The following is a 12,656-nucleotide window of genomic DNA, read 5'->3' on the forward strand; positions in this document are numbered from 1 at the left end:
GCTACCTCTGAATCCGCAGGGCTTCGCGCTGCTCGGGCGTCAGATCATCCGGGGAACCGGCTTCGGCCCGCTGCAAGGCGCGGACGTAGGCGACGATCGCCCAGCGGTCGGCTGGTGGGATCTGGTCGCCGTACGGGGGCATCGAACGTATGCCGTTCGCGATCGTGTTGTACAGGTGGCCATCGGGCCGCGCGACCACCGTCTCCATGAGCATCGAGGTGGGCTGCACCCACGAGTTCGTGTCGAGTTTCTGGGCCCGGGCGTGGACGATGCCCTCGCCTCGGCCGTCGATTCCGTGGCAGGGGGCACAGTAAATCATAAAACGTTGCTGCCCGCGCTCCAGGAATGCCAGATCCACGGCGACCTCTGCCGGGAAGCCGGTTCCGAAATCGGCCCCGATGCGCCCGGTCAGAAAGTATCGGCCGCCGTCCAGATCGCCCCGGGCGATCGTACCGGTCACGATGCCGCGGCTGGCCCGCTGGTCAGCGAAGAAGGTGTTGAGCTGCTGGCTCTTGAAGCGCTCCTGATTGTCCATGTCCTGGATGATGTGGATGCGCGGCTCGGTCGAACGTGAGACGCGCGCCTTCGCAACCACCAGCGGCGGAATCAGCAGCAGCGTCAGAATGAACAGTCCCACCACCTGGAACACCTTGGGAAAGCTCGTGGGTCCGGGCAGCTCCTCGATGCGCTCCGGGGCGGTGCCGCCGAGACTTTGCAGCAGTTGTACCGTTTTCTGCTCGTGAAACTTCGGATCGGCCGTTTCGATCGCCAGGAAAAACCGGTCGTTCGTCACGCGGCGGAAGCGGGCCGAGCCAAAGAGCGGGTTGTGGTGCCACGGCAGGTTGTTCAGAGCGAACATGCCGAAAACCGCCCCGAAGGCCGCCAGCAGCACCGTCGTCTCGAAGATGACCGGGATATTCGCCGGAAGACTGAACTCGGGTTTGCCGCTGACGAGGTAGTTGTAGCCCTGCAGAAAGGCCGGCAGATTGAGCCACGCGAAGAGGTCCGGACTCGTTGCGTTCGTGTACCACGCCAACAGCAGCCCATTCAGACAGCCGAACGCGCCCAGGGCAAAGACGATCCAGGGCAGCCGTGTCATGCGGATGCCCATCGCCTCGTCGATCCCATGCACCGGGAACGGCGAGAAGGTGTCCCACTTCCGGTAGCCGGCGTCGCGCACCTTTTCCGCCGCACCCAGCAAGGCGCCAGGCGATTCGAACTCGACCAGCAAGGCGCGCAGGGGGCGCGGTCCGGTGGGGGGGCCGACCTGGGGGGCGGGCGTGCTCACCGCTTATCCTCCTGCGGGCCGTCGTATTCATCCGGGTTGTAGTCGAACGACCGCGTCGTCGGCACATGGCCGGGTGCGTGTGGGTGCGGGTCGGCGTGTGGCATGATCGTCTTCACTTCGGCCATCGCGACCATCGGCAGAAACCGGCAGAAGAGCAGGAACAGGGTGAAGAACAGCCCGAAGCTGCCGGCCAGTGTCAGCCAGTCGATCAGCGTCGGCCAGTAGTAATGCCAGTTCGCCGGCAGGAAGTCCTCGGAGAGCGACGTCACCACGATCACGAAGCGCTCGAACCACATCCCGATGTTCACGGCCATCACGATGCAGAACATCACGACCAGGTTCTGCCGCGCCCACTTGAACCAGAAGAGCTGTGGCAGGATCACGTTGCACGTGATCATCGTCCAGTAGGCCCAGGCGTACGCGCCCAGCGCGCGGGTCTTGAAGATGTACTCCTCGTACTTGTTGCCGCCATACCAGGCGATGAACTTCTCCATCAGGTACGCGTAGCCCACGATCAGGCCGGTCACGAGGATGATCTTGCAGCAGTTCTCCAGGTGCCGCTTGGTGATGATGTTCTTGAGGCCGAACAGTTCCCGCGCCGGGATGGCCAGCGTCACCACCATCGCGAAGCCGCCGAAGATCGCCCCCGCCACGAAGTACGGGGGGAAAATCGTCGTATGCCAGCCGGGAAGCTGCGAAACCGCAAAGTCGAAACTCACGACCGAATGCACGCTCAGGACCAGCGGCGTCGCCAGGGCGGCCAGCAGCAGGTAGGCCCGCTCGAAGCGATGCCAGTGCCGTGAGGAGCCCGTCCAGCCGAGGGCAAACAGGCCGTAGAAGAACTGCCCCATCCGGCTCTTGGCTCGATCTCGCAGCGTCGCCAGGTCTGGAATCATGCCCACGTACCAGAACAGCAGCGAGACCGTCGCGTACGTGCTCACCGCGAACACGTCCCACAGCAGCGGGCTGCGAAACTGCGGCCACATGCCCATCTGGTTGGGCACGGGTGCCAGCCAGTAGGCCAGCCACATCCGGCCGACGTGAATCCCGGGGAAGATACCCGCACACATGACCGCGAAGATCGTCATGGCTTCGGCGAACCGGTTGATGCTGGTGCGCCACTTCTGGCGGAACAGGAACAGGATCGCCGAGATCAGGGTGCCGGCGTGGCCGATGCCGACCCAGAAGACGAAGTTGACAATTGCGAGACCCCAACTCGTGGGGTTGTTCACGCCCCAGACACCCACGCCGTTGACGGCGAGGTAGCCGATCGCGCCACCGAGCACGGCCAGGAGCGACACCGAGATGATGAACGCGATGTACCACGCGCGCGGCGGATGCGGCGCCTCCCACGGCCCGACGGCGACTTCCGTCAGGGTGGTGTAGTCGTGCCCGCCGGTGATCAGCACAGGCCGCTGCCCGGGGATCTCGCGGGTGTTGTCAAATTCGCCGCTGATTGCTGCCATCGTTCACCTGGAACCTCAGTCTATGCGACCTGTCCGCGTTGCGCTCAGGTGTGCTCCTGGACGTCGCCGTATCCGGTGGCCGGCTCATGCACAGGGTTGCGCAGCCGCGCCAGGTACGTCGTGCGGGGCTTGGTGTTCAGTTCCGCCAGTAAACCGTACGAGCGGCTGTGCGTCTGGAGTTTGGCCACGCGGCTCTCAGGGTCGTTCAGATCGCCGAAGACAATGGCCCCGGTCGGGCAGGCCTGCGCACAGGCGGGCGTGATCAGCCCATCTGGAATGCGTGACCACCCGTGGCGGTTTTTCATCTTGATTTTTGCCCGTGTGATCCGCTGGGTGCAGTAGGTGCACTTCTCCATGACGCCGCGTGTTCGGACGGTCACTTCCGGGTTGAAAACCATCTTCTCCAGGTCGCTCACGGGTTGCTTCTTCAGCTCGCCGGGGAAGATGTTCACGCCACCCTTGGTGGAGCGCTCCGTCGTGCCCTGCGACCGCGGATGATGCGGGCCGTGATGGTTGTAGAACCAATTGAAGCGGCGGACCTTGTAGGGGCAGTTGTTGGAGCAGTACCGCGTGCCGATGCAGCGGTTGTAGACCATCACGTTCAGCCCCTCGGTGTCGTGCACCGTCGCCGCCACCGGGCAGACCTGCTCGCACGGCGCATTCTCACAGTGCACACACGCCACCGGCTGGTGCACGACGCGCACGTTCGGTGCGGTGGGTTCTCCCTGGAAATAGCGGTCCACGCGAATCCAGTGCATCTCCCGCCCCATCGCCACTTCATCCTTGCCCACGACGGGGATGTTGTTCTCCGCCTGGCACGCGACCACGCATGTTCCGCAACCGATGCACGCCGACAGGTCGATCGTCATCCCCCACTTGTGATCGTTGTATGCACGTTCCTGCCAAAGCGATTCGAGTTGCGGCAGATGCACCACATGCGCGGCGAAATCGGGGTGTGACTGGTAGTGTTTCAGGGTCGCCTCGCGGAACAGTTCCGGAATGCGCCGCTGAATCTCCTTGTCGCCCACGGCGGACCGGATCGCGTGGTGATCCTGGGTGCCAACCAGTTTGTGCAGCCGCCCGGCCGGTTCAAGTCGCGCGCCACCGATACTGTACTGGCTAAGCGCTGACCGCAGCCGGAAGGTGTCGAAGCCGACGCCCTCCGCCACCGCCCCGGCGCCCGCTCCGCGACCGTAACCCAGTGGCAGGGTCACAGCCCCGACGGCATGTCCGGGCAGGATGTATGCAGCGATTTCCAGCTCGCGGCCGCCCACCAGCACGCGCACCACTTCGCCATTACGCCGCAGCCCCATCGTCGCGGCATCCGCCGGTGCGATCAGGGCGGCGTTGTCCCAAGTGAGTTTCGTGATTGGATCAGGCCACTCCTGCAGCCAACTGTTGTTGGCGAAGCGGCCGTCATGCACACTGTAGTCGGCGCAAAAGGCGAGCTCGAAGCCGTCGGTCATCCGGCCGGGCGCCGGCAATTCAAAGGACCGCAGTGCCGGTGTTTCCGTAATCCAGCCGCTGTTCGCCACTACGCCATCGTGCAGCGCCTCCCGCCAGGCCTCCTCGGAATCGGCCGCGCCCGCGGCAAGCTCACTCCGAAATGTCGTGCGCACCAGATCGTGTCCGCGGTTCTCCGGCAAGCCCAGCAGCATGGCGAGAACTTCCGCGGGCGTACGGCCGGCTTCGCTGCGCCCCTCGAACAAGGGTGCGATCAGCGGCTGCACGATGCTGGCCGTACCATCCCAAGCCCGGGCATCCGCCCACGCTTCGAGGTAGTGCAGTTCGGGCAAGTGCCACGCACAGGCCTGCGAGGTTTCGTTGTCGTACAAACTGAGGTGGATCGAAAGCGGGATCTGGAGGAAAAGCTCGCGGAACTGTGGGGTTGCCGGCGCATCCGCGAGCGGATTGCCGCCGAGGATCAGCAGAGTTCCGACTTCCCGTGCGATGACCTTGGATGCGAGTTCTTCCCACGCAGCGGCCATGTTCGGCGGGGCGGGTTCGGGCACGTAGGTGACCGTCTTGCCGGTCGCATCCAGCTTGGTATTGAGCGCATGTGCGACGGCATGCACCGCCCCCGGCTGGCCAGTACCAACGAGGACAACGGCCCTACCTTGGTGGCTGCGCAGGTCCGCCACGAGATCGTCGAACCGGGCCGGTGAGAGCGGCAGTTTCACCTCCGGCGCTGGGCCATCTGCGATGACATGATGCAGGTGCCGCGCCAGGGCTTCGATCTCGCTGGGCCGCAGCGGAACGCGCTCATCGGCGACGGAGCCCGTGACACTGTTCGTAGTCTCGAAGCTCCACAAGCGGCTCATCCGCCCATCCGTGGCGTGCCGCCCCTCGGCGAAGTCGGCTGCATACCGCACGGATGCCGGATGCCTGACGAGGAAATCCGCGTCCAGCGAAACGATGACGGCGGCGCGCTCCAGGTGGTGAATGGCCCGCAGCGGCCTTCCGAACGCGAGTATCGCGCCGTCAATCTCATGATCCCGCGCGAGCGGCTGGTACTCCACCCAACGGGCCTCTGGAAACGCGGCGGTAAACTCACGCCGCAACCGGCTGAAGGTCGGGGCTGGGGAGTGAGTCGCCAGCACGAACATGCCGGCCCCCGCGCCGCGCAGCGCCTGAAAATGTGGTCCAACCGCTCCGGTAAATTCGCGCCAGGAACGGGTGATGGCATCCACATTACTGCCCCGCAAGCGCCTTTCCACCAGCCGCGTGCTTCGATCCGGGTCGTACAGCGACAGGATGCTGGCCTGCTGAAACGTGTTGCTCCGCCCGCGGCTGAACGGGTGCTTGTCATTCCCGTCGACCTTGACCGGCCGGCCGTCGTAGCTCGTCGCGAGCAAGCCGGTGGCCACGCCGTCCAGTTCCAGCGCGGTGGCATACTCCACCGGTTCGCCCGGAATTCGGTTAACGGGCTGCTGTGTGGCGGGGACGATCAGTTCTTTGGGCCATCGGCACCCGGTAAGTCCCGCCAGTGCAAATGAAGCGCCCATGACCTGCAGGAACCGGCGACGGCTCGTCGAGGCCTTGAGTTCAGGCGCCAGGCCCGGGAACTCCGCCTCGACAAACTGCCGGAACTCGGGGGTATCCGCCAACTCATCGAGACTGCGCCAGTAGCCGGGAGTGTCATTTCGCGTAACAGCAGGCATGTTCTCGCCCGTTTGGAGACGGCCGGGTCGGCCGCGAGTCACCGGCCGCAGCCGGACGAATCATAAGTTGTCAGCAGTGCGACTCCGGTCGCTCAGCGGTGGCAAACAGAGCAGTTTTGCATGTATTCCAGATCGCGAATGTTGTACTTGTCGATCAGCCGGCGAGCCAGTTCCTGTCCCGCCGCGCCGGAGGGTGGCCGCCACTCCATGTCGGTCGCCGCGATTTCGTCCAGATCACGCAGTCGCGGTCCTGGATTGCGGTGACAGTCCAGGCACCAGCTCATGCTGAGCGGCTTCGCCTGGTAAACCACTTCCATGCGGTCAACACGTCCGTGGCACTCCACGCAGCCGACACCGCGATTCACATGGGCGGAGTGGTCGAAGTACGCGTAGTCCGGCAGATCATGCACTCGCACCCACGGAATGGGCAGACCGGTCTCATAGTACGCCTGTCGCAGCAGGGCCAGTTTGGGACTGGTCTGGCCGATGCCGTGTTGAGTAGAGTGGCAGTTGATGCAGGTTTGGGTGGGGGGAATCGCGGCGTGTGCCGCCTGCTCGACTGTGGAATGACAGTAGCGGCAATCCATGCCGAGTTCACCCGCGTGCAGTTTGTGGCTGAAGGGGATCGGTTGCACCGGAGCGTAGCCGACATCCGTCGCTTCGGTCGAGAAGCCGAACGTCACGATCCCGGCCGCGTAGGCCGGCGCGAGGAGCACGACGCCAAGCACTACCCAGCGAATACGATTGAACCACTTTGGAAACATGTACGTGGCGATGGAGCGACTCCCTTTCGTTTCGCCGCTGCAACCTGCGTGATGGTCCGCACACGGTGCCGCGGAATCAAGCCGCAGCAGTTTCACGAACAGGTTTTGCAAGCACTGAAACCCGGTCGAAACCGGACCTGCGCCAAGGTATTTCCGCTGCACCGAGCCCTCTGCAACGGAACGGCATTTATCGCGGTTCCGCGGGGTTCTTGTCAAGTAGTACGAGCGACAAGAGTAGCGATACAATCGCGTGCCATGTTGAACCGTTGGGTCGGAATATCGTCTGCCGCGCTGATGCTGCTCGCCAACGCGGCGATCTTTCAGCGCGATGTGCTCCCAGACTGGTTCGCCACCGATCCGCCCCGGGCGGATGCCTACACGCTGCAACCGGGTGAAGAGCGGCTGGCGCAGGTGGGCATTTTCGACGAGCGCGGGCGGCTGGTTGGGCGAAGCTGGACCCGCAGCCGCAGGCCGGTCTCGGCCGACATCGTCATTACTTCGACGACGACGCAGCTTCGGCCGGTGGCGCTACCGGGTGGAGTGACGAGCCCGCCGGCCCGTATCGAGACCGAGGTCACCCACAAGGTCGGCGTACGCGTTGTGGACGAGCTCAGTTTCCAGGTGTTCGGACTCGGCATGCCGATCGAATTGCGCGGCGAGACCATGCCCACCGGCGAGTTCCCGATCCTGTGGAAGGTGGGCCCTCAGTCCGGCAGCATCACGCTGGATACCACCGCGCCTGCGGCGTTGGGCGATGTCATTCGGCCGTTCGACCGTTTGCCGGAATTGTACGTGGGGCAGAGCTGGCGGCTGGAGCTGCTGAATCCGCTGAAACATGTCCTGCCGCAGCTCGAGGGCCGTACCCTGGGGCTCGAATCGGTGCTGGTACAGGTGACGGGTGAAGCGCGGATTGAGCATGGCGGCCGGACCGTGGATGTGTTTGTGGTCGAGGGTGGCGGGGCCACGGCCTACGTCGGGATGGACGGTACCGTGCTGCGGCAGGTGGTGCGCGTTCCCCTGCTGGGCCGCCTCGAATTGCTGGATGAGGAGTATGACGAGGAAGCTCGCATTCGCGCCACCTCGAACATTGCAGAGGACACCCGGCCGCACCGCAGGCGGGGGCGGCATGCGGAGCAGCGATGAGTGTTGCCCGGGAAGTCACGGTTCGCATCCGCGAGATGACCAAATCGTACGGGACCAATGTCGCGGTCGCGGACCTCTCGCTGGCGCTGTACGCGGGTGAAGTCTTCGCTTTCCTCGGCTTGAACGGCGCCGGCAAGACCACCACGCTCAAGGCGACAACCGGTCTCCTGCGTCCCGACCGCGGTTCGGTCGAGGTATGCGGTTACGACCTCGGACGTACGCCCGAGGCCGCTAAGCATCACATCGCCTACGTGCCGGACCAGCCCTTCATTTATGACAAGCTGACCGGTCGTGAGTTTATCCGGTTCACATGGGAGATGTACGGCGTGCCCGTGGACGAGGCCGAGGAACGGCTGACCGAGCTGCGGAGGCAATTCACACTCGACGGCTTCATCGATTCACTCTGCGAGACCTATAGCCACGGCATGAAGCAGAAAGTTGCCCTGGTGGCGGCCCTGATCCATGCTCCACGTGTCCTGATCGTCGATGAGCCGATGGTGGGCCTCGATCCTCGCACTGCCCGCACGACCCGTGATCTGTTCCGTGCCCTGGCGGACCGCGGTGGCACCGTCTTCATGAGCACGCATACGCTCGATGTGGCGGAACAGTCGGCGGACCGCATCGGTATCATCCACCACGGTCGGTTGCTCGCGCTCGGTACGCTGTCAGAACTTCGCTACCAGTCGCAGATGGATGGTCGGCTCGAGGACATCTTCCTTCGCCTCACCGACGAAACCACGGACGAGGCCCGTCCGAACGGTGACCCCGCCCATGGCTCTCCTGCGTAGCAGTTCTCCCAATGCTTCCGCGCGTCTTTGGGGAGTACTCGGGAAATTGCCTTGATTCTACAGATTCTCAACCCACCCAACCTTCCCGGCGAGGATGGGAAGGTACTGGGATCACATCAAGCGCATTCCCTTGGGCTCACTCTCCCCGCTCTGTGCTGTTCCCCGCCAGCCGGATTTCCCAGAACGGTGCACTCCTCTCGATGTAAAGTGGCGCTGCCACGATTTGCTCAACGTCCGCCGATGGTATGGCGATGACCCTCCCACCCGCGGCAAGGTGTGCCTGCCAGGCCTCCACCGTCACGCTCGGGAATCCGTCTCTCCCCAGTTCCGTCAATCCCCAGAAGATGCGCACCGCCGGTGCCGCGCCGCCCAGGTGTTGCGTGTTGGCGACCGGAAAGATGGTCGTGGTGTCACCCACAATCCAGCCCGCCGGCTCGGCGGCCGCGAGTGTCGCTCGGGCGAACGTACTTGCCGACATATCCCCGAGACGCCATGGCCGGAAAAAATGTGCGTACTCGTCACGGTAGGGGATGTCGCGCAGCGCCGCTCGCAGCAGGCCGCGCTGCTCGGCTATTCGGGGAAACACGGCATAGACGATCGGCGGCAACAGCGCGCTGATCACGAGCGCAACCGCCGTCGCCGGTGCGCAACCGTGTCGCCGACTCCACCGCAGGACAACATGCGCCCCGATGCCGCTCCACAGTCCAAGCAACGCCGCGACCGGCACGAAATAGGTGTAAAGGTCCACGATGTTGTATCGCGCTACGAACAACGCAATCAGCGCACTCTGCGGGATCAGCACCGCAGCGTAACGCTTGCGCCAACCCTGCCGCCATTGCACCAGCCCGACAACGGCAAGCAGCGCGGCGAGCGATGGAAAACAGTAGCCGAAGGTGAGTGCAACGATGCGCACGTGTCCGCTGGTGAAGCCGAAGTTCAGCACCCGATCACCCCAGCCAGGGTGCTCAGCCGTCCCCCCGAACACGGCCGATCGCAGGGTGAGCAGCACCTCGCCGGTCCGACTCGCCTCCGCAAGGATCATCCAGAGGTAGGGGGCTGCCCCGGCGGCCCAGGTCACACCACAGGTCAACAGCCAGTGCCACGCGATGCGCCCACGGGCAATTCTTTCGAGCAACAGGATCCCGTAGGTCGCGAGTGAGAGCACCCCCAGCATGTGATCCGCGACGTGCAGTCCGTTCACCAGGAACACCGCCGCCAGCCATCCCGCCTGTTGGGTCCGAGCAAAGCGGAGCAGCAGCAACCACTCAAGAATCAACAGGGCCGCGGCAATGGTGTAGGTCTCCGTGACCGCCGACATCTGCCAGTACGCATGCGCCAGCCCCATCGCGAAGGTTCCGCAAAGTGCTGCGAGTGGGCTCGCCGTCAGGCGGACGAGCAGTCCCGCGAGTAGCCCTGCCCCAACCGCGCCGAACACGGCCGACAGCAAGTTCAGCGCGTGCATCGGATGGACGCCCGGAATCTGGAGCGCTGCGCGTCCTAACCAATAATGCAGTGGGTGCGAGAGCGCGAGACCGAAGGGGTGAAACAGCTCCCCGGTAAGGATGCGGTATTGATGCAGCCCGGGATCCTGCCATTCGGCGCCGGGACTGGCGGTCAGCGTGTAAAGCAATAGGAACACAAGCCCGACTGACCCGCCGAAGCGCGTCGCCTGCCGCATGGCCGGCCGAACAGTCCCGGGGAGTAGTTCTGGTTGCCTGCCGCACCTTTGTAGCACGGACCGGATACCGGCTGTCACGGCACGACCTGCTGCTTCTGACGGTCAAAATCGGTGAGCGGCCGTCCGATGTAGGTCATGAATTGTCGCTCATCGACAAGGCCGTCTGTGCGCGTGACCACTTCACCGTCGGCATTGAGAAGCAGCAACAGGGGGGAGTCGCCGAGATTGAACCGCGATGACAGGAGGTCGCCGGGTTGCACGGCGATCTTGACGCGAATCGCCGTTTCGAGGGGCTCGCGTACCCAACGCTGGTTGAAAAGATGCAGCTCGTTGCGCTGATGAAGCGGATCGGTCGGCTTGAAGAGGTAGAGGAAGATCCGTTTGTTCGTCTGCCGGGCCTGCTCCTGGGCCTGCTCCAGCGTACCCTCGAACCACGGGAGTTCCGGCCCACCGGTGCTGATCCACTGGTTGAGCAGCACGAAGCCCGCGAGCAGGCCCAGGAACAGCAGCACACCCCAGGCCGGAGGACCCTTGCGTTTGGCGGCACGGTCGGCCGCCGGTGGGGTGCCGAGCGGGGGATGCTCTTGAACGGGTGCGTTCATGGGGTTGGTTCCTGGCGGCTGCGGACACGCGGCGGGCACGAATTCCGCCCAGTTCGATTAGTGTACCGTGGTTGCGGAAGCGGGCGGAGGAAAACGACGATAGAATTTTCGGACGATCCGCAGGTTCGAGTCCAGAGGAGTTCGTAGTGCTCAAGCCCTTTCCGCCCGAACTGGAGGAACAGCGCCGCATCATCGAAGATGTGGCGCGGGCCGAGGGACTCGACTTCTTCGACACGATCTTCGAGATCATCGATTTTGACCAGATCAACCAGATCGCAGCTTATGGCGGCTTCCCGCAGCGCTACCCCCACTGGCGTTTCGGCATGGACTACGAGCGCCTTCGCAAACAGCACGCCTACGGTCTCGGCCGCATTTACGAGATGGTCATTAACAATGACCCCTGTTACGCCTACCTGCTCTCCGACAACGAGTTCGTCGATCAGAAGCTCGTCATGGCACACGTCTACGGCCACTGCGACTTCTTCAAGAATAACATCTGGTTCAGCAAGACCAACCGCAAGATGATGGACGGGATGGCGAACCACGCCACGCGCATCTACCGCCACATCGACCGCCAGGGCTATGAGCGCGTGGAGCGCTGGCTCGACATCTGCCTGACGCTCGACAACCTGATCGATCCACACCTGCCCTTCATGAAACGATCGGAGGGGCCGCGCCGCCCGAGCCGCCCGACCCTCCGCGAGCAGGTCGAACGCGGTGTGCGCTTTCCTGCCAAGCCGTACATGGATCGCTACATCAATCCCCCCGAGCGGCTCCAGGCCGAGCGTGAGGCCGAGGAAAAGGCCGCCCAGGCCCGTCGGAAGGCCTTTCCCGCCGACCCACAGCGCGACGTGCTGGGCTTTCTGCTGCGCCATGCCCCCCTCGAAGACTGGGAGGGCGACTGCCTCTCGATTATCCGCGATGAGGCCTACTATTTCGCCCCGCAGGGCATGACCAAGATCATGAACGAGGGCTGGGCGAGTTTCTGGCACTCGCGGATGATGACCCGCTACCACCTGCGCGATCACGAGTTGATCACCTACGCGGATCATCACTCCGGGACACTGGCCACCTCCCCGGGCCGGTTGAATCCCTACAAGCTCGGCATCGAACTCTTCCGCGACATCCAGGATCGCTGGAACCGTGGCCGCTTCGGCAAGGAATTTGAGGAGTGCGACTCCATCGAGCGGCGCCGCACCTGGGACACCCAGCTCAATCAGGGCCGCGATAAGATTTTCGAGGTGCGCCGCATCCACAACGACGTCACCTTCATCGACGAGTTCCTGACGCCCGAGTTCGTCGACCGTTACAAGCTGTACCACTACCGCCGCGACCCGACGACCGGCCGGATGGTGGTCGTGAACCGTGACTTCAACACGATCAAGCAGACGATGCTCTTCATGCTGACCAATCACGGCCAGCCCTATATCTACGTGGTGGATGGCAACTACGCGAACCGCGGCGAGCTGTACCTTGCGCACAAACACATCGGGGTGGATCTTGACATGAAGTACGCCAGCGAGTGCCTGCGCTCCATCCAGTTGATCTGGCGCCGCCCCGTCCATCTCCAGGCCCGCATCAAGGACGACATGATACTTTTTTCCTGCCTCTCGGAAGAGGAGGTCAAGCACCAGAAGATCACCGCGGACTTGCCCAAGCCCGCCCATACCCACATCGTCTGATCGCCGGCCCCGCCCCCACACCGTCGGCGCACCGCCGTCGGCTTCTGACACGCCCGGGCGGCCCCTTTCCACCACCACCGGGCG

General features: G+C 63.9%; 9 protein-coding genes. 3 read left to right on the forward strand and 6 right to left on the reverse strand.

Annotated features, from left to right (window positions below; genetic code table 11):
* Window position 1: 1 nt before the first annotated feature.
* The 4 genes from IPM18_09900 to IPM18_09915 all read right to left on the reverse strand — a co-directional run bounded on the left by IPM18_09900 (window position 2) and on the right by IPM18_09915 (window position 6,679).
* On the reverse strand, window positions 2-1,288 hold the full coding sequence (locus IPM18_09900; GenBank protein ID MBK9119895.1) for a DUF3341 domain-containing protein: 1,287 nt from the start codon (window positions 1,286-1,288) through the stop codon (window positions 2-4).
* Window positions 1,285-2,754, reverse strand: coding sequence for a polysulfide reductase NrfD (nrfD, locus tag IPM18_09905; protein ID MBK9119896.1), 1,470 nt, complete (start codon window positions 2,752-2,754; stop codon window positions 1,285-1,287). The genes IPM18_09900 and nrfD overlap by 4 nt, the downstream gene beginning before the upstream one ends.
* 44 nt (window positions 2,755-2,798) lie before the next feature.
* Window positions 2,799-5,915, reverse strand: a complete 3,117-nt coding sequence (locus tag IPM18_09910; protein MBK9119897.1) for a TAT-variant-translocated molybdopterin oxidoreductase — start codon at window positions 5,913-5,915, stop codon at window positions 2,799-2,801.
* Between the two features lie 92 nt (window positions 5,916-6,007).
* Window positions 6,008-6,679: a cytochrome c3 family protein gene (locus IPM18_09915; protein MBK9119898.1), complete on the reverse strand. Its 672-nt coding sequence runs from the start codon at window positions 6,677-6,679 to the stop codon at window positions 6,008-6,010.
* A 255-nt stretch (window positions 6,680-6,934) separates the two neighbouring features.
* Here IPM18_09915 and IPM18_09920 point away from each other — a divergent pair, with 255 nt between their 5' ends.
* Window positions 6,935-7,822: a hypothetical protein gene (locus IPM18_09920; GenBank protein MBK9119899.1), complete on the forward strand. Its 888-nt coding sequence runs from the start codon at window positions 6,935-6,937 to the stop codon at window positions 7,820-7,822.
* Window positions 7,819-8,610 carry an ABC transporter ATP-binding protein gene (locus tag IPM18_09925; protein ID MBK9119900.1) on the forward strand — a complete coding sequence of 264 codons (792 nt, stop codon included), beginning with the start codon at window positions 7,819-7,821 and terminating at the stop codon, window positions 8,608-8,610. Before IPM18_09920 ends, IPM18_09925 begins: the two co-directional genes overlap by 4 nt.
* A 136-nt stretch (window positions 8,611-8,746) precedes the next feature.
* Here the strand turns inward: IPM18_09925 and IPM18_09930 are convergent, their stop codons facing one another.
* Entirely contained in the window at window positions 8,747-10,288 is a 1,542-nt protein-coding gene (locus IPM18_09930; GenBank protein MBK9119901.1) for a glycosyltransferase family 39 protein, read from the reverse strand.
* Between the two features lie 74 nt (window positions 10,289-10,362).
* Window positions 10,363-10,890 (reverse strand): hypothetical protein, encoded by a 528-nt coding sequence (locus IPM18_09935; GenBank protein ID MBK9119902.1) that lies wholly within the window; start codon window positions 10,888-10,890, stop codon window positions 10,363-10,365.
* Window positions 10,891-11,036: 146 nt separating this feature from the next.
* On the opposite strand from IPM18_09935, the gene IPM18_09940 reads away from it, so the two are divergent.
* A complete protein-coding gene (locus IPM18_09940) occupies window positions 11,037-12,572 on the forward strand; it encodes a SpoVR family protein (GenBank protein ID MBK9119903.1) in 1,536 nt (511 codons plus the stop codon).
* Window positions 12,573-12,656: the final 84 nt, after the last annotated feature.

It is taken from the genome of Phycisphaerales bacterium (assembly GCA_016716475.1).
In the GTDB taxonomy this organism is placed as follows: Bacteria; Planctomycetota; Phycisphaerae; order UBA1845; family Fen-1342; genus JADJWG01.